This window comes from Actinoplanes sp. CA-252034, assembly GCF_050956125.1.
Classification (GTDB): Bacteria; Actinomycetota; Actinomycetes; order Mycobacteriales; family Micromonosporaceae; genus Actinoplanes.
In genome coordinates this window covers 6,240,294-6,258,110 of sequence record NZ_CP191846.1, presented here as the reverse complement: position 1 = coordinate 6,258,110, position 17,817 = coordinate 6,240,294, and the positions used below count along the sequence as shown (strand labels likewise).

15 protein-coding genes are annotated in these 17,817 nt (G+C 71.6%); 7 read left to right on the top strand and 8 right to left on the bottom strand.

From position 1 onward, the window contains the following. Position 1: 1 nt before the first annotated feature. Positions 2-970 carry an ABC transporter permease gene (locus ACQPZW_RS28805; protein ID WP_433789159.1) on the bottom strand — a complete coding sequence of 323 codons (969 nt, stop codon included), beginning with the start codon at positions 968-970 and terminating at the stop codon, positions 2-4. Positions 971-1,173: 203 nt separating this feature from the next. Between ACQPZW_RS28805 and ACQPZW_RS28800 the strand changes: the two genes are divergently transcribed. Both ACQPZW_RS28800 and ACQPZW_RS28795 read left to right on the top strand, forming a co-directional pair. Next, positions 1,174-2,244: a LacI family DNA-binding transcriptional regulator gene (locus ACQPZW_RS28800; protein WP_433789158.1), complete on the top strand. Its 1,071-nt coding sequence runs from the start codon at positions 1,174-1,176 to the stop codon at positions 2,242-2,244. A gap of 8 nt (positions 2,245-2,252) precedes the next feature. Next, positions 2,253-3,224: an acetylxylan esterase gene (locus tag ACQPZW_RS28795; protein ID WP_433789157.1), complete on the top strand. Its 972-nt coding sequence runs from the start codon at positions 2,253-2,255 to the stop codon at positions 3,222-3,224. 76 nt (positions 3,225-3,300) lie between these two features. Here ACQPZW_RS28795 and ACQPZW_RS28790 read toward each other — a convergent pair whose 3' ends face one another. From ACQPZW_RS28790 to ACQPZW_RS28780, 3 genes are all read right to left on the bottom strand, one after another. Further along, the gene (locus tag ACQPZW_RS28790; protein ID WP_433789156.1) at positions 3,301-5,406 is read right to left on the bottom strand and encodes an ATP-binding protein; all 2,106 of its coding nucleotides are present in this window, start codon (positions 5,404-5,406) and stop codon (positions 3,301-3,303) included. Positions 5,407-5,509: 103 nt separating this feature from the next. Beyond that, positions 5,510-5,812, bottom strand: a complete 303-nt coding sequence (locus ACQPZW_RS28785; RefSeq protein WP_433789155.1) for a hypothetical protein — start codon at positions 5,810-5,812, stop codon at positions 5,510-5,512. A gap of 102 nt (positions 5,813-5,914) precedes the next feature. Continuing rightward, positions 5,915-7,096, bottom strand: a complete 1,182-nt coding sequence (locus ACQPZW_RS28780) for a right-handed parallel beta-helix repeat-containing protein (protein ID WP_433789154.1) — start codon at positions 7,094-7,096, stop codon at positions 5,915-5,917. A 287-nt stretch (positions 7,097-7,383) separates the two neighbouring features. Here ACQPZW_RS28780 and ACQPZW_RS28775 point away from each other — a divergent pair, with 287 nt between their 5' ends. The 4 genes from ACQPZW_RS28775 to ACQPZW_RS28760 all read left to right on the top strand — a co-directional run bounded on the left by ACQPZW_RS28775 (position 7,384) and on the right by ACQPZW_RS28760 (position 10,894). After that, positions 7,384-8,142: a family 16 glycoside hydrolase gene (locus ACQPZW_RS28775; RefSeq protein ID WP_433789153.1), complete on the top strand. Its 759-nt coding sequence runs from the start codon at positions 7,384-7,386 to the stop codon at positions 8,140-8,142. Beyond that, positions 8,091-8,918 (top strand): pectate lyase family protein, encoded by an 828-nt coding sequence (locus ACQPZW_RS28770; RefSeq protein ID WP_433789152.1) that lies wholly within the window; start codon positions 8,091-8,093, stop codon positions 8,916-8,918. Before ACQPZW_RS28775 ends, ACQPZW_RS28770 begins: the two co-directional genes overlap by 52 nt. Before the next feature lie 66 nt (positions 8,919-8,984). Then, entirely contained in the window at positions 8,985-9,950 is a 966-nt protein-coding gene (locus tag ACQPZW_RS28765; RefSeq protein ID WP_433789151.1) for a pectate lyase family protein, read from the top strand. Then, positions 9,947-10,894 carry a pectate lyase family protein gene (locus ACQPZW_RS28760; protein ID WP_433789150.1) on the top strand — a complete coding sequence of 316 codons (948 nt, stop codon included), beginning with the start codon at positions 9,947-9,949 and terminating at the stop codon, positions 10,892-10,894. The genes ACQPZW_RS28765 and ACQPZW_RS28760 overlap by 4 nt, the downstream gene beginning before the upstream one ends. Here ACQPZW_RS28760 and ACQPZW_RS28755 read toward each other — a convergent pair. Both ACQPZW_RS28755 and ACQPZW_RS28750 read right to left on the bottom strand, forming a co-directional pair. Next, positions 10,819-12,075, bottom strand: coding sequence for a hypothetical protein (locus tag ACQPZW_RS28755; RefSeq protein WP_433789149.1), 1,257 nt, complete (start codon positions 12,073-12,075; stop codon positions 10,819-10,821). The two genes, ACQPZW_RS28760 and ACQPZW_RS28755, sit on opposite strands and share 76 nt — an antisense overlap. Then, positions 12,072-13,460 carry an N-6 DNA methylase gene (locus ACQPZW_RS28750; protein ID WP_433789148.1) on the bottom strand — a complete coding sequence of 463 codons (1,389 nt, stop codon included), beginning with the start codon at positions 13,458-13,460 and terminating at the stop codon, positions 12,072-12,074. The genes ACQPZW_RS28755 and ACQPZW_RS28750 overlap by 4 nt, the downstream gene beginning before the upstream one ends. 266 nt (positions 13,461-13,726) lie before the next feature. Here ACQPZW_RS28750 and ACQPZW_RS28745 point away from each other — a divergent pair, with 266 nt between their 5' ends. Then, positions 13,727-14,635, top strand: a complete 909-nt coding sequence (locus ACQPZW_RS28745; protein ID WP_433789147.1) for an alpha/beta fold hydrolase — start codon at positions 13,727-13,729, stop codon at positions 14,633-14,635. A 132-nt stretch (positions 14,636-14,767) separates the two neighbouring features. Here ACQPZW_RS28745 and ACQPZW_RS28740 read toward each other — a convergent pair whose 3' ends face one another. After that, positions 14,768-17,134: an ABC transporter permease gene (locus ACQPZW_RS28740; protein WP_433789146.1), complete on the bottom strand. Its 2,367-nt coding sequence runs from the start codon at positions 17,132-17,134 to the stop codon at positions 14,768-14,770. After that, positions 17,131-17,808 (bottom strand): ABC transporter ATP-binding protein, encoded by a 678-nt coding sequence (locus ACQPZW_RS28735; RefSeq protein WP_433789145.1) that lies wholly within the window; start codon positions 17,806-17,808, stop codon positions 17,131-17,133. Before ACQPZW_RS28735 ends, ACQPZW_RS28740 begins: the two co-directional genes overlap by 4 nt. Positions 17,809-17,817 lie beyond the last annotated feature (9 nt).

Here is a 17,817-nt window from a genome sequence, read left to right as displayed (position 1 = left end):
CCTACCACAGGCTCGTCCCGGCGACGCGGCGCGACAGCGAGTTGGCGCCGAGCACCAGCGCCAGCCCGATCAGCGACTCGAACAGCCCGATCGCGGCGGCGTAGCTGAAACTTCCCGACACGATGCCGACCCGGTATAGGTACGTGGAGACGACATCCGCGGTCACGTAGGTCAGTGGGTTGTACAGCAGCAGGACCTTCTCGAAGCCGACCGCCAGGAACGTGCCGATGTTGAGGATCAGCAACGTGATCATGGTCGGTCGGATACCGGGCAGCGTCACGTGCCAGGTCTGCCGCCAGCGGTTCGCGCCGTCGACCTTCGCCTGGTCGTACAGGTCGCTGTCGATCGTGGTCAGCGCGGCCAGGTAGAGGATCGTGCCCCAGCCGACGGTCTGCCACACCTCCGACGAGACGTAGATGGTCCGGAACCAGCCCGGCTCCTGGATGAACGCGACCGGATCCTGCCCGATCGCACGCAGACCCTGGTTGACCACACCGTCGATCGAGACGGTCTGCAGGATCAGGCCGGCCACCACCACGATCGACAGGAAGTGCGGCAGGTAGGAGATCGTCTGCACGAACCCCTTCAGCCAGCGGGTGCGGACCTCGTTGAGCAGCAGGGCCAGCATGATCGGCAGCGGGAAACAGAACAGCAGCGTGAGAGCGCCGATCACCGCGGTGTTCGTGAAGACCTGCCAGAACGTCGGATCAGCGAGGAACATCCGGAAATACCGGAGCCCCACCCAGTACTCGCCGAACAGGTCGCCGCCGGGCTCGTACCTCCGGAACGCGATCACGTTCCCGAGCATCGGCAGGTAACGGAAGACAACGAAGAACAGCAGCGGGAGTACGGCCAGCGAGTACAGCTGCCAGTCCCGGCGCAGAGCCTGCGCCCAGGATCGGCGACGCGGCCGCAACCTGTCGGGTGGGTCCTGAGTGGAGTTGGAGGGGCTTGCCTGGGCGGTCAGCATTGAGCCAGCCTTCCGAAACTTTCATCGAACGACCGGGATGTATGGCGGCGAACGTAAGTCCGTTACGAATCGATGTCAAGCCTGATGGGAACGCTCATCGGATGGCGATCAACAGTGGACTGCATCGATCTCTTGTGGTTAGGGTGCGTGCAGGTTCGACCGAAACCTCATTCGCAACTACCGATGGTGGTGCGTGATTTTCGATGACGAAGTCTGACGGGTCCGCGACCATCGCCCTCATCGCGAGTGACGTCGGGGTGTCGGTGACGACGGTCTCGAAGGTGCTCAATGGACGCTCCGACGTGGCCGCCCGGACCAGGGCCCTCGTCGAGGCCAGCCTGCAGCGGCACGGATACCGCCGGCGCAGCCGCCGCCCGCCCGCCGTGACCGGTCACGTCGACCTCGTCTTCCACGAGTTCGACACGGCCTGGTGCATGGAGGTCATCCGCGGCGTCGAGGAGGTCACCTCCCCGGCCCGGGTCGAGCTGGTGGTCTCGCAGCTCGGCGGCAAGCACCGGCCTCCCCGGCACTGGGCCGACGACGTCCTGCACCGCAGTCCCCTCGGTGTGCTGCTGGTGCTCTGCCACCCCACCGAGTCCCAGCGCCGGCTGCTGATCCGGCAGCGGATCCCGTTCGTCGTCCTCGACACCGACAGCGCCACCGCCGCCTCGGTCCCGACGGTCGGCTCCAACAACTTCAACGGCGGCCTGCTCGCCACCCGCCATCTGATCGATCTCGGTCATCGGCGGATTGCGGTGATCTCCGGTCCGTCCGATGTGCTCTGCAGCCGGGCCCGCGTCGCCGGGTTCCGGTCCGCCCACGACGAGGCGGGCCTGCCCGTCGAGCCGGCGTTCGTGCGCTACGGAGCGTTCACCGGCAGCGCCGGATACGAGCACGGCGTCGAGCTGCTGTCCGCGCCCGACCGGCCGACCGCCGTCTTCGCCGGATCCGACACCCAGGCGATGGGGGTGATCCGCGCGGCCCGCCGGCTCGGCCTGCAGGTCCCCGCCGACGTGTCGATCGTCGGCTACGACAACGTCCCGATGGCCGCCTGGGCGGCCACCCCGCTCACCACCGTCGACCAGCACGTCGCCGACATGGCCGGAACAGCCGCCCGGATGCTGCTGGACCTGGCCCGCGGCGTCGACGTCCCGATGACCCGGGTGGACCTGGTCACCGAGCTGATCGTCCGCGAGACCACCGCACCGCCCTCGCCCTCGCCGTCGCCGTCGCCCTCACCGGCGCCCTCACCGGCGCCCTCGCCCCTTGCCTGAGGATCGTCATGGCTTCCTTCGATCTGCCGCTCGACCAGCTGGAACGCTACGTCCCGGACGTCCCGGAGCCGGCTGACTTCGACACGTTCTGGAAGTCCACGCTCGTCGCCGCGGCGGGCCCGCTCGTCCTCGACATCCGCCCCGTCGTCAACGACCTGGCCCTGCTCGACTGCTGGGACGTCACGTTCGGCGGTTTCGGCGGCCAGCCGGTCCGCGCCTGGTACACCCGCCCGGCCGGCCGGCCCGGTCCACTGCCCGCGATCGTCGAGTTCGCCGGGTACGGCCGTGGCCGCGGCCTGCCGCACGAGCGCCTCACCTGGCCCGCGGCCGGATACGCCCACCTGCTGATGGACAACCGGGGCCAGGGCGACCTGTACGGCTGCGGTGGCGACACCCCCGACCCGGGATCCGGCGGCACGATGGGCGGGCCCGGCGTGGCGACGCGGGGCATCCTCTCCCCGCACGACTACTACTACCGCCGCCTGATCACCGACGCGTTCCGGGCGGCCATGACCCTGCGAGAGCTCCCCGGCACCGACCCGGCCCGCATCGCCGTGCTCGGCAACAGTCAGGGAGGCGGTCTGGCCCTGGCCGTCGCCGGACTGATCCCCGACCTGGCCGCGGTCCTGGTGTCCGCACCGTTCCTGTGCCACATCCCGCGGGCGGTGTCCCTGACCGACCTCGCCCCCTACGGTGAGGTGGCCACCTACCTGTCCGTGCACCGGGACGCCGGGCCCGCGGTGTGGAACACCCTGTCCTACGTGGACGGCGTCCACTTCGCGCGCCGGGCGACCGCCCCCGCCCACTTCGGCATCGGCCTGCGTGACACGGTCTGTCCACCGAGCACCGGGTTCGCCGCCTTCAACCATTACGCCGCGGCCGACAAGACCATGCACACCTATCCCTTCAACGGCCACGAGCACGGCGACGCCGTCCACACCCGCACCCAGCTCCGCTGGCTCAACCGCCGCCTGACCTGATCACTCACGCGCGGAGGGTGAGGCGGTGATCGGGGCCGGACGGCGGTGGGCGAGCTGATCACCCACGCGTGGAGGGTCAGGCGGTGACCGGGGCCGGACGGGGGCGGGCGGGCTGGGTGGCCAGCGGGATCGTGACCGCGATGACGGTTCCGGCGCCGGCCGGGTTGTCGGTGGCGGTGATGGTGCCGCCGTGGCGCTGGGTGATGCGTTTGCAGATGGCCAGGCCCAGACCGGTGCCGGCGTAGTCCGACGCGCGGTGGGAGCGGTGGAAGTTCTCGAAGACGGCCTCGTGCTGGCCGGCCGGGATGCCGATGCCGTTGTCGGCCACGCACACCCGGATGTCGTCGCCGTCGGCGGTGGCGTAGACCATCAGCTGCGGGACCACACCGGGTGCGGTGTATTTGATGGCGTTGCCGACGACGTTCTCGAAGAGCTGGCGCATCAGTGCCTCGTCGGCGCGGACCACGGGCAGGGCGCCCAGGGTGATGCGGGGCGCCGGGGCGCCGGTGGACTCGGCCTGGTCGGCGCGGGCGGTGGCGATGTCCGAGATCAGGGGACCCAGGTCCACGTCGGTCAGGTCGAGGCGGCCGTCTCGCGCGGTGGTGTAGTCGAGCAGGTCGTTGATCAGGTTGCGCATGCGGGCGGCGGCCCGGCGGACGCGGGTGGCGGCCGGGCCGGCGCCGGGGACGTCGATCAGCTCCTCGGACCAGCCTTCCACGGTGGTCAGCGGATTGTTGAGGTCGTGTGCCACCACCCCGGCGAAGGCGGCCAGCTCGTCACGTCGCCGGCGTTCCGCGGTGACGTCGGAGAAGACCGTCACGGCGTACCGGACGCCGTTGATCCGATGCGGCATCAGCGTGGCGTGGACCGCGAGGGTCCGCCCCTGCGGGATCGCCGGGTTCCGCACGACGATGTCCATGGCGTGCGGCTCGCCGGTCGCGAGCGCACGCTGGAACGGGTGCTCGCCCTCGGCGACGAGCGTGCCGTCGGTGCGGTGCAGGCCGTAGAAGGCGCTCTCGCGGACCTGGCCGGTGCCGCTGGTGACACCGCCGAGCAGATCCACCGCGGCCGGGTTGCGCAGCAGGTAGCGGCCCCGGTCGTCGACGACGACCAGGCCCTCGGTCATCGAGTCGACCACGGCGCGGAGCACCTCGGCCTGGTCGGTGGCCTCCTGCCGGGCGGCGCGCAGGTCGTCGACGAGGTGGGCGCGTTCGTCGCGGCCCAGCGCCACGGCCAGGCCGACGACCGCGACGACCCCGACGAACAGTTGCACCACCAGGGCGCGGGCCGGGTTCGACGGGATGGAGGCGAACGGGCCGTCGCCGTACAGGGTGAAGACGACGGCGAGGCCCCCGAACGTCAGGTCGTGGACGATCACGAACGACGTGTGCAGGCGCAGACCGGCCCAGACGGTGACGACCAGCAGCGGGAACGCCAGCGGCAGGCCGTGCTGGAAGCCGAACGCCACCGAGTAGGCGACGACCGACACGGTGACGACGGCGACGTATTCGGCCCGGTGCGGCCACGGCGCCCGCTGCCAGGCCTCGCGCAGCGCGGGCCACCGGCGGCCGGGGTTGCCGGTCCAGTAGCGGTGCACGAGATAGCCGATCCGCAGCCCGGCCACCCCGATCAGCAGCATGCTCGCGATGTTGCGGGTCAGCCACACCGCGGTCGCCGCCACCGAGTAGTCGCCGGTGATCAGCCACAGGCCGGTCGGGCCGATCAGCGCTCCGCAGACGGTGCTGATCGCGGAGATCGACAGCAGCCGCCACAGGTGCGACAGCCGGGAGATCGCCTCGGTGCCGCCGCCGCCCCACAGTCGCGGCAGCCAGCGGCCGAACAGCCACGCGAACAGCCCGGCCTGCGCCAGGTTGGCCAGCACGAAGAACCCGGCGAGCCCGGCCGAGGCGCCGGTGGTCATGTTCACGGCCATCGTCACGGCGGCCAGCAGTGCCATGTCGAGCGCGAACAGCCGCGAGCGCCGCTGCGCCACGAACCACACGGCCGCCACACCGGCGGCCGGCCACACCAGGCTCAGGTTGGTGTCGTCCATGACGGTGAGCCGGCCGACGAGGGCCGCGACGAGGTAGAGCACCGCGAACACCAGCGACCGCAGCGCCTCCCAGCGCAGCCCGGGCCGCGGCGCCGGCGCGGCGCCCGGCTGCCCGTCATCGACAGTCACACCAGGATCTTCGGCAGGCGGCGGCCGGTGCGGAGGATTAAAACCATGCATGGGTACGCTCCACGCCCGGCCCGGTCGTCGCAAGAGGCGGCACGCCGCGCCGTTACTCGGGAGCGTGGAGCCCGGCTTCCCAGCGGGCCCGCCGTTCGTCGAGGTCCTGCTCCCACCACGGGGTGCCCCGCTCACCGAGCGCCACTTTCGCCGCGTGCACCCGCCGGCGTGCGGGCGCCGGATCCCGGCCGGCGCGCAGAGCCGTGCCGACGTCGCGCCGGGCCGCCATGAGGACCCGGCGCAGCTCGGCGGCGACCTCCTCGGGGATCGCCGGATCGGTCGCCCGCCACCGCCGCCCGCCGACGACGATGAACCGCCCGTCCTCGGTCCGGGCCGGTGGCTCCCGGCCGCTCACACGCCCGCCCCGGGGTACTCGGCCGATGGGAACTCGGTCACACCGCAACCTACCGCGCGACCGGCTCCTCGTGGCGCCGGCCGCGCGGTGGGCGTACCCCCGTCAGATCTTGGCCCCGACGGCGGCGCCGTTGGAGGGGACCAGGAAGCTGGAGGAGCGGATGGCGCCGTCGGAGGCCCGGGCGCCGGTGATGGTGGAGGCGTCGGTGCTCGCGAGGGGCCAGGAGCCGCCGATGTTCCAGGAGTTGCCGGATGCGGTGGAGGAGCCCAGGGCGACGGCTGTGGCGTTGCCGACGGCCAGATCGGCGGTCAGTCGGGAGGTCGAGCCGCCGTCGACGTCGAAGCCCGTCTTGGCGTTCTTCCAGGCGGTGCTGCGGGTGATGGTGATGGCGCCCGTGTTGCCGTTGTCCGTGAAACCGTGCGCGGCGTTGCTCCAGGAGAACGTGTTGCTCACGGCGTGCGCGGCGGCCGGGCCGGTGCCGCCGCTGCCGCCGAGCTTGAAGCCGTTGCCGTCACCGGAGAAGTTCGGGATGCTCCACCGGTTGTAGCCGTTGCCGTACGCGACGCTGTTCTGGATCGTGATCGGTGACGTGAACGCCCACGCGTCGAAGCCGTCGTCGACGTTGTTCCACAGCCGGGCGCCGCGGACCACGTTGCCGGAGCCGCCGCCCTCCTTGACACCCAGGCCGTCGGCGCTCTCACCGTTCTTGCGCGGGTCCCGGTTGCCGTAGCTGTCCAGGTTGAGGATCAGGTTGTTCGCCGAGCTGTTCTGCAGCTGGAAGCCGGTCTCGTAGTTGTCCCGGGTGACCAGGCGCTCGAACGTGTTGTTGTTGCAGTTGGCGCAGTACACCCCGTACGGCCCGTGGATGATCTCCAGCCCGGCCAGCCTCCAGTACGACGCCTCCATGTGGATGGCGCCGCGCTGGGCGGCCGGGATCGTCGACCCGACGGCGCCGGGGGTGTAGCCGAGCGCCTCGCCGTCGATGATCACCTTCTCGCTGCCGTACGCGGTGAGGGTGATCGGCGCCGACGACGTGCCGCTCTTGGTGATCTGGATGTTGGAGCTCAGCGCGTACGTGCCACCGCGCACCGAAATCGTTCCGCCGGCCGTGATCAGGCTGATCGCCTTCTGGATCGTGGCGAGCGGCGCGGCCTGGGTGCCGACGTTGGCGTCGTTGCCGTTCGTCGCCACATACAGCGTGGTGGCGGCGGAGGCGGGCACCTGGAATACGGCTGACAAGACCACTCCGGTGATCGTCGCGGTCAGCACATTCCGCAATTTCATGGGGATTCTCCTGGTGGGGACGGGGGAGGCGCGACAAGGGGGAATGCGCTTTCCCGCCCGGACCGTACGACACCCATCGGGACAAGTCAATCGGTCATGGTTCGCGGTGGGTGCACTGCAACAATCCTGCAAACGCGAAAGCATTGACGCCCTCGGATGGCCGATTTTACTGTCGGCCCAAGGTTTCGCGGAGATTACGCACCCCATTCCCGCTTTTATCGCGCCCGACCCGCGGCGAGGACTCCGCGCGCCCGTCCCCGTTTCCCCAACGGCGCAAGGACGAGAAGATGAGACGAGCTCGATGGTTCACCGGCAGTGTCGCGGTGGCCGCCTCCGCGGTGCTCCTGAGCGCGGTGTTCAGCGGCCCCGCCCGTGCCGAGACCCTGTTCGGCGACAACTTCGACGACGGCAACGCCGACGGCTGGAGCCGCAACGGCGGCGCCTGGTCGGTCGCCGGCGGCATCTATCAGCAGACCACCGCCGGCGGCAACGCCCGCGCGCTGGCCGGCGCCACCTCCTGGACCGACTACACCGTGCAGGCGCGGGTCAACACCACCGGAACCGCCGGGGTGGCCGCCCGCGCCACGTCGACAAGCCAGTACTACACGCTGGTGGTGACCGGCGCCGGCACCGCCCAGCTGCAGCGTGTGTCCGGTGGCACGGCGACCGCTCTCGGCACCGCGACCGTCGGCGCCGGAACGTGGCGGACCCTGGCGCTCACCGTGCGCGGCGCCACGCTCACCGGCCACGTCAACGGGACGCAGGTGCTGCAGGCCACCGACAGCACGTTCACCTCGGGCCGGATCGGTCTGGTCACCGCCGGCACGAGTGCGGGCTTCGACGACGTCGCCGTGAACACGACGGCTCCCGGCCCCGGCCCGTCGGCCCCGTCGACCTCACCGACTCCGCCGCCCCGGGCGGCTGCGCGGTCACCGGCACGGCCACCGGCTTCGCGGCCGGCACCACCGGCGGCGCGGGCGGCCCGACCGTCCAGGTGGACACCGCCGCCGAGCTGCTCTCCTCGATCGCCACACCCGGCCCGCTGACCGTCTGCGTCGTCGGCACGATCACCCTGCCCGCCGGCATGTACGACGTGACCAGCGACAAGTCGATCGTCGGTGTCGGGTCGACGGCCGGGATCACCGGTGGCGGTCTCAACATCGGCCTGCCGGTGTCGGCGGTGACCACCCCGCCCGCGAACGCGGTGCACAACGTGATCATCCAGAACCTGTCGTTCCGCAACGCCAGTGACGACTCGATCAACGTGCAGATGTTCTCCCACCACGTGTGGATCGACCACAACGACCTGGCCCAGGGCTACGACGGGCTGATCGACATCAAGCGCGGCTCGTCTCTGGTGACCGTGTCGTGGAACCACAACCACCACCACACCAAGAACATGCTGCTCGGCCACGACGACGCCAACGGCGCCCAGGACACCGGGCGGCTCAAGGTCACCTACCACCACAACTGGTTCGACCGGACCCCGCAGCGCAACCCGCGGGTGCGGTTCGGCGAGCCGGTGCACGTCTACAACAACTACTACGTCTACAACACCGACACCGGGGTGGCCTGCCAGAACAACGCGGGCTGTGTGGTCGAGGGCAACTACTTCGAGGACGTCGAGGAGCCGGTGACCAACACCTACGCCGGACCGGCCGGGCGCTGCGTGGCCCGCAACAACGTCTTCGTGGGGGAGTCGGGCGCACCGGACTGCAGCGGCACCGTGCAGGAGCCGTCGTCCTACTACAGCTACACCCTCGACGACCCGAACGCGGTCAAGTCGATCGTCACCGCCGGTGCGGGCGTGGGGAGGCTCTGATGTTCGGCCTCGCGCTGCCCTCGATCGTGCCGGCCGGCGCCGGCGTCGGAAAGGTGTGACCCCGCCATGAAACGGCTCATCCCCACCGTTATCGGCCTCGCCCTGGTGGCCGCCCTGCCGCTGCCCGCCGTGGCCGCGGCCGCCCCGCCCGGCGTCCCGGACGGCTTCGCCGCCGTCACCGGGCTCGGACTGTCCGGCACCACCGGCGGCGCGGCCGGCCCGACCGTCACCGTGACCACCGCCGCCGATCTGGCCCGCTACGCCGGCGCGAACACCCCTTACACCATTCTGGTCTCCGGCCGCGTCGCGGCGAGCGGCATGATCACCGTCGTCGCGAACAAGAGCATCCTCGGCATCGGGTCGAACGCCGAGATCACCGGCGGCGGCCTGCAACTGGGCACCACGACGCGGCCCGGCAACAACGTGATCATCCGCAACCTCAGGTTCACCGACGCCGACGACGACTCGATCAGCGTCACCAACGGCGCCCACCACGTGTGGATCGACCACAACGAGTTCGGGCCCGGGTACGACGGCTCGCTCGACATCAAGCGCAAGTCGACCTTCGTCACGGTCTCCTGGAACGTCTTCCGCGGCACCGACAAGACCATGCTGCTCGGCCACTCCGACAATTACCGTGACGACATCGGCTACCTGCGGGTCAGTTACCACCACAACTGGTTCGACGGCTCCAACCAGCGGCACCCGCGGGTCCGCTTCGGCGAGCCGGTGCACGTCTACAACAACTACTACGACAACGTGGGCGCCTACGGCATCGCGTCCACCGAGAACGCCGGAGTGGTGGCCGAGGGCAACTACTTCGAGAACGTCGCCTTCCCGTGCCACTCGACCGGCGGCTACGCCGAGAGCAGCCCGGGCCGCCTCGTCGCGCGGGCCAACGCGTTCGTCGACTCCGGACCGTGCGAGGCCGGCGGCACGGTGACCGAGCCGCGCACCTTCTACTCGTACACGCTCGACCCGGCCGCGAACGTGCCGGCGCTGGTCACCGCGGGCGCGGGGGTCGGACGATGAGAATCGCCCTCGCGGCCGTGCTGGCCGCCGCATCGGCTCTGGTGGTAGCGGCGCCCGCGCAGGCGGCGCCCACGGTCGACGGCTTCGCGTCGGTCGCCGCGCTCGGGCTGACCACCACCACCGGTGGGATCGCCGGGCCGACCGTCACCGTCGACACCACCGACGAGCTGCTCGACGCCATCGACACGGTCGGTCACCTGACCATCCAGGTGTCCGGGACCATCGACATCACCAGCAAACAGGGGGTACGCCCGAACAAGACGATCGTCGGCATCGGCGGCAGCCCGACGATCCGCGGTGGCGGGTTCGACTTCTACAAGTCGTCCAACGTGATCGTGCGGAACCTGACGTTCGTCGACGCCGAGGACGACGCGATCAACGTCGGCCAGCAGTCGCACCACATCTGGATCCACCACAACACGTTCCGCTCACCGGTGGACGGCTCGATCGACATCGTGCGGGGCGCCGACTACGTGACCGTGTCGTGGAACCACTTCGCCGGCACCGACAAGAGCATGCTGATCGGCCACTCCGACGGCGCCGCCTCCACCGACGTCGGCCACCTCAGGGTCAGCATCCACCACAACTGGTTCGACGGGTCGCGGCAGCGGCATCCACGGGTCCGCTTCGGTGAGCCGGTGCACGTCTACAACAACTGGTTCGACGGCAACGAGCTGTACGGGGTGGCGTCCACCATGAACGGCGGAGTGGTGGTCGAGGGCAACCACTTCAACGCGGTGCCGTACCCCTGCTTCTCCACCGGCGGGTACGCCGACAGTGGTCCCGGCCGCCTGGTGCAGCGCTCCAACGTGTTCACCTCGTCCGGCACGTGCCAGGCGGGCGGGACGGTCGCGGAGCCCCGCACCTACTACTCGTACACGCTCGACCCGGCGACCTCGGTGCCGTCGCTGGTGCAGGCCGGCGCCGGAGCCGGCAGGATCTGACGGCCCGACATCAGCTCCGGGAGCAGGGCGTCCCGCAGCGCCTCCAGAGCCCGTGACTCGGCGAGCAGGCCGGCCGTGTGCGCGAACGCCGCGCCGGCCCGCTCGCCGAACTCGGCCAGCCGCCGAGGGTCCGGCACACTGATCCGGAAGTCGGCGGCGTCGGCGGCGTTCACCCGCTGCCGGCCCGACGACCCGGCCATCTTCTGCACGGCGTGGCCGCGGAACCGGGCGTCGCGGGCCAGGAAGTACGGGAACTGCGGCGGCACGCCCGGCCGGGCCCGCAGCACGATGAACTCGCCCGACCCGGTCGCCGTCCGGTCCGGGCCGAGGAAGTCCACGTAGCCGGTCTTGCCGTTCTCCAGGCACGGGGTGATCCGAGCCAGCAGCGTGTCGCCGTCGCGGAACCGGCTGCCACCGCGCGGCGGCCGATGCGACCAGGACCGGATCCCGGCCACCTGGGTGGGCAGGGCGGCCATGTCGACGTACGGAGCGCCGGCCGGGTCCGGCGGCGGGGTCCGCGGGTTGAACTCGACCAGATCGGTCACCGGCACCTCGCCGTCGCCGGTGACGGCGAGGGCGTCGAACTCGGCGCGCAGCAGCTCCTCGGACGCGGTCACCACCCGATCGTTGATCTCGACCTTGTCGTCCAGGGCGGCCAGCACCGCGGCGATCCGGCGCTGCTCGTCCAGCGGCGGCACCCGCAGCGACTCGGCGTCGAGGAACCGCTCGAACTGGAAGTTGCTGATCCCGGTCGACTGGTTCTCGTAGTCGCCGGCCCGCCCGGACAGATACATGTCGAGCAGGCCGTAGTAGGCGTACCGCGGGTCGACCAGCGTGGTGTCGAACCGGACGAGACGGCAGAAGCTCGCCGGGATGACCGGGTGCTCGAACGCCGGCAACACGTCCGGGCCGGCGAACAGCGATCGGCCGGTCGTCTGGCCCCGCGCCACGCTGCCGCCGGAGATCTCCAGCAACACGTCGCCGGGCCTCACCCGCCGCGGCGCGATCAGGGTGCGTTTCTCCCAACGGCGAGGGACGGCGTCGGTACGGCCGGAGCGCACCGCCGCGAAATCGGTGCCCCGGATCACCACCACCGGGTCGTGGCCGTCGATCTCCCGGTCCCGGCCCCAGCCGCCGCCACGGGCGAAGATCACCAGGTCACGGTACGGACGACGGGTCACGTCAGATCCCGGAGGCGGTCACGCAGCACGTCCTCACGGCGGCGCGACTCGTCCAGGCAGGCCTGCAGCTCCTTGGTCAGCCGGGCGATCCGGTCGGGCGGCGGCTCGGCGGCCGGGTCGTCGCCGGCCCCGGCCGCGCCCACGTAGCGCCCCGGGCTCAGGACGTGATCACGTGACCGGATCTCGTCGAGGTTCGCCGCGTAGGAGAAGCCGGGCGTGTCCTCGTACCCCCGCTTGGTCTTGATCCCGGGGTCACGCCAGGCGTGGAACGTGCCCGCGACGCGCTGGATGTCGGCGTCCGTGAGGACCCGCTCGGTCCGGCCGGTCATCGTGCCGAGCCCGCGCGCGTCGATGAAGAGCACCTGCCCCTTCCGCCGGCCCTTGTCCCGCGACAGGAACCACACGCACGCCGGGATCGCGGTCGTGCGGAAGAGGTTCGGCGGCAGTGCCACCATGCACTCCACCAGGTCGTCCTCGACGATCGCCCGGCGGATGTCGCCCTCGCCGGCCAGCCGCGACGACATCGAGCCGTTCGCCAGCACCACGCCCGCGCCACCCCGCGGCCCGAGTTTCGCGATGATGTGCTGCAACCAGGCGTAGTTGGCGTTGCCGCGTGGCGGCAGGCCGTGCCGCCAGCGCGGATCGTCCTCGCGGCGCGGCCAGTCGCTCATGTTGAACGGCGGGTTGGCCAGGATGAAGTCGGCGCGCAGATCCGGGTGCCGGTCGTCGGTGAACGTGTCGGCCCACCGGTCGCCGAGCCCGCGCGGGTCGATGCCGTGGATCGCCAGGTTCATCTTCGCCAGCCGCCACGTCCGCTCGTTGGCCTCCTGCCCGACGACCGTGATCGGACTGCGCCGGCCCGCCTGGACGAACATGCCGCCGGAGCCGCAACACGGGTCGTACACCCGGCCGTGGTCTGGCCGCAGCATCTCCACCAGCAACGTCACCACGCTCGCCGGGGTGTAGAACTCGCCGGCCCGTTTGCCCTCGGCCCGCGCGAACCGCTCCAGGAAGTACTCGTACACCTCGCCGAGCACGTCCCGGGCGTCGCCGGTGAACCGGGCGTCACCGATCACGCCGACCAGCTCCCGCAGCCGGTCCTGATCGACGTTGTCCCGGTCGAAGATCCGCGGCAGCACCCCGGCCAGCGACGGGTTCTCCCGCATGATCGCGTCCATCGCGGCGTCCAGCAGGGCGCCCACCCGGCCGCCGGTGTGCGCGGCCAGGTGCTCCCAGCGGGCGTTAGCCGGCACCCGGAACACGCTGCCCGCGGTGTCCGAGACGTACTTGAGGAAGACCAGCCCGAGGACGAACTCCTTGTACTGGGCGGCGTCCACCGAGCCGCGCAGCTTGTTCGCCGCCCTCCACAGGATGTCCTGGATCAATTCCGGTCCGTTCACTAGCGGAGAAACCCGTACCGTACGTCTCTCCGGCGGAGAACCCGTACCGTACGTCGAACCGACCGGGCGACCCGGCACGTACCACCCGGTGGCACGCGGCGATTTCACTCGCGGGAAATCCACGCCGTGTCAGAATCGGGCCGGGACAGGTGGGCAGACCTCGTCCTCACGACCGTACCGGTGACGACCGTCAATGAAATACGCTGGCATTGTCGCTCGCCGCGGCATCGATCGATGGACAGGGAGTGCGCGTGTCCCAGGACCGGGTGAGCCGACATCAGATCGAGACCCGGGACGGCCGCGTCGTCACCTACGACATCGCCGGGCATCCGGCCGGCTCCCCGATCTTCCTGTTGCACGGCTCGCCGGGCAGCCGCATCGGCCCGCGCCCCCGAGGCAGCGTCCTCTACCGGCTCGGCATCCAGCTGATCAGCTACGACCGCCCCGGTTACGGCGGCTCCACCCGCCACCCCAAACGGGCCGTGGCCGACGCCGCCCAGGACATCGAGGCCATCGCCGACGACCTCGGCCTCGACCGGTTCGCCGTGGTCGGGCGCTCCGGCGGCGGCCCGCACGCGCTCGCCGCCGCCGCCCTGCTGCCCCGCCGGGTGAGCCGCGCCGCCGTGCTGGTCGGCCTCGCCCCCTCCGACGCCGAGGGCCTCGACTGGCTCAGCGGCATGACCGACGGCAACGTCCGGGAGTATGAGACGGCCGACAGCGACTGGCCCAAACACGTGGAACGGCTACGGCTGATGGCCGACCGGGCCCGTCGCGACCCCGACTTCATGGTCGACAACCTGCGCCGCCAGATGACCCCGGCGGACCGTCAGGTGGTCGACGACCTCGCGATCCGGCGGCTGCTCACCGAGACCTATGTGGAGGCGTTCGCCCAGGGGCCGTACGGCTGGATCGACGACGTCGCCGCGTTCCGGTCGGCGTGGGGCTTCCGGCTGGCCGACATCACCGGCCCGGTGCTGCTGTGGCACGGTGCCGACGACAACTTCTCCCCGGTCAGCCACGCCCGCTGGCTGGCCGAGCAGATCCCGCACGCGGAGGTCCGGATCCAGGCCTCGACCGCCCACTTCGGCGCGGTCGAGGTGCTCCCCGAGGTGCTGCACTGGCTGGCCGCCGGGCGGTCGCTGGCGGCCGCCCGGCACTGACCCGCTGTCCGGCGCCGCTGTTAGGCGGCCGTCGCCTCGGTGCCCGCCATTCGGCGCCCGTCGTCTGGCCCCGGTCGTCTCGGTGCCCGTCGTCTCGGCGTCCGTCGTTCGGTGCCCGTTGTCTCGGCGCCGTTATTCGGTGCGTAGGGCGGTGGCCGTCCGCGTGCGTGCCGCCCAACCGGCCGGCAGCAGCGCGCCGAGGACCGCGATCACCAGACCGCCGGCGCCGAGCAGCACGAGCTGGCCCGGGTGATAGGTGTCGAGCATCTCCGCGGGCAGCCGGAAACCGGCCGACCAGCCCATCTCGGCCACGACGTGACGCTGCAGCAGCATCCCGGCCGGCGCGCCGATCACCCCGCCGGCCAGCCCGGTGACCACCACCGACGCGATCACCATGGCGATCGTCTGCCGCGGCGCCATCCCGAGCGCCTTGTGCACGCCCAGATCGTGCACCCGCTCGCGGGTCTCCAGCACCACCGTGTTGAGCACACCCAGCGCGGCCACCGCCACGAGCAGCAGCGACAGCAGCGCGGTCAGCCCGTTGATGATCAGGACGGCCTCCGGGGTGCCCCGTTCGCTCCTGCCGACGAACGCGCCCAGCGGGCCCAGCGCGATGTCCAGCTCGTCGCTGTACTGCTGCACGGCGGTGCCGGGCGTGACGTACACCCGGAACTCCAGCGGCTTCAGTCGCGGGTCGGCGAACGTCTCGATCGGTGTGAGGATCTCCAGGCCGTCGTTCTCGGTGTTGAACACCTCCCCGGTGATCCGGACCGTGACCGGGGAGCCGCCCGAGGTCAGCGTCACGGTGTCACCGACCCGCGTGCCGGTATGGGTGAGGAACGGCGTGGCCACCACGATCTCGCCCGGCCCGCCGTACCAGGCGCCGTTCACCATGCGGTACGACTCCGCGCAGCTGTCGCCCGTGGTGGCCAGCGCCTCCAGCTTGCCGGTGAGCGCGGTCGTGCTCACCGGGGCGCGGACGGTGCCGCACCAGCCGCGGGTGCCGGGCTGGGCGGCGATGGCGCGCAGCACCGCATCGGGGTCCGGCGCCGTCCCGGCGGGCTGCCGCACCGACGGGGCCGGAGGTTGGTCGGCGGGCCGCCGGCCCGGCTGAGGGCCCTCGCGCTGACCCGCCTCCACCATCACGTCGGCGAGGGACTCCGCGTCCTGGATCCGGTTCAGCGAGGCGGCCAGCCCGATCGAGAAGATCACCGCGGCCGTGCCGAACGCGATCGCCACGATGATCGTCACCGACCGGACCGGCCGGGCGAACGGATGGGCCAGCCCCAGCGTCACCGGGCGTGGCAGCGGCAGCCGCGCGGTCAGCCGGGCCGCCCACCGCCCGCGCCCGGCCGACGGGGTACGGCCCACGGCCAGCGCGTCGACGGTACGCAGCCGACCGGCCCGCGATGCCGCCACCAGCGCCGTCACCGCGACCAGCCCGAGGATCCCGGCGAGCACGGCGACGTCGACCCACGGTTCGACTCCGGCGTCGCTGGTGCCGTACAGGTCGTTGGTCTGCGACAGCACCGGGATCGCGAGAGCGTTGCCCGTGAGCACGCCGAGCAACGCCCCCACGGCGGCCGGAATCAGCGCCTGCGCCAGATAGGCCCGCACCACCTGGCCGGGCGAGAAGCCGAGCGCCTTCAGGATGCCGATGCGGCGGGTGCCGGTGCTGACCGCCCCGGCGATCACGTTGCCGACGATCAGCACGGCCATCGCCAGCCCGATCACCCCGAACGCCATCAGGAACGGCACGAACAGGGCCGCCTCACCGGCCGCCTCCTGCCGGACGGCCAGCCACGACCGGGATGCGATCAGCGCACCGGCCGGCACCGTCGCGGCCACCGCGGCCCGGCCCGCCTCGACCTGCCCGTCGGTGCCGGCCGCCGACAGCCGGTACAGCATCTGATAGCCGTCCGGCTCCAGGGCGGTGATCTGCTCGGGCGCCACCCAGCCGCCGGCCGACCCGCTGATCGACCGGGCGTGCCCGACGATCGTCAGGGTGGGCCCACCGGGCAGGCTCTCCAGCGTCAGCACCCGCCCGACGGACCGCGACCGCCCGGCGAGCCGGCCGTCGTCGAACAGCACGATCTCGCCCGGCTTCGTGGCCCACCGGCCGCGGATCAGGGTCACCGTGTCGACGCCGCCGGACGGCTGCGCCCGGCCGGCCACGACCAGCGCCCCGAACGGCTCCCGGCCGTCGTCGACCGGGTCGATCGTCGCGGTGCGGAACGGGCCGGCCGTCTCCGCCACCCCGCTCGCGGCCGCCGACGCCGCCACCTGTTCGGCCGTCACCTTCGCGGCGTCGAACCCGGCGATCAGGTGCGCGCCGTGCTGCTGGCCGAACGCCCGATCGAACGGGCGGGTGGAGGCGACCAGCAGCGTGCCGCCGAGCACCGACGAGGTCACCGCGATCAGCGCCACCAATCCGATCACGACGGTCTGCACCCGGCGCCGCCCCACACCGGAGCGGACCACCCGGCCCAGCGCGCTCACCGGGTCCCGGCCAGGGTGTCGGCGGCGACCCGGCCGTCGTCCAGCCGCACGGTCCGGGTGGCGCACGCCGCCGCCAGCGTCATGTCGTGAGTGACCAGCACGATCGTCTGCCCGTCGGCGTGCAGGTCCTTGAGCAGCTGCTGCACGTCCCGGCCGGACGTCGAGTCCAGCGCACCGGTCGGCTCGTCGGCCAGCAGTAGCGCGGGCCGGTTCATCAGCGCCCGCGCCACCGCGACCCGCTGCCGCTCCCCGCCGGACAGCCGCCCCGGATAGGCCGTCGCGTGCCGGTCCACCCCCAGCGTGCCGAGTAACTCGGCCGCCCGGAGCTGTGCGGCGCCCCGTGACATCCCGGCCAGCTGTGCCGGCAGCATCACGTTGTCGGCCACGGTCAGATCGTCCAGCAGGTTGAAGAACTGGAACACCATGCCGATCGTGGCCCGCCGGTACCGGGCGGAACCGGCCTCGCTCAGCGTGTCCACCCGCGTCCCGTCGACGGTGACCGCCCCGGAGCTCGGTGCGTCCAGGCCGGCGATCAGGTTGAGCAGCGTCGACTTGCCGCTCCCGGACGGGCCGAGGATCGCGACCGACTCACCGGCGGCGATCGTCAGCGACACGCCCCGCAACGCCGGCGGCCCGTCGCCGTACCGGCGGGTCACGTCATGCAGCTCGATCATGGAGTCCTC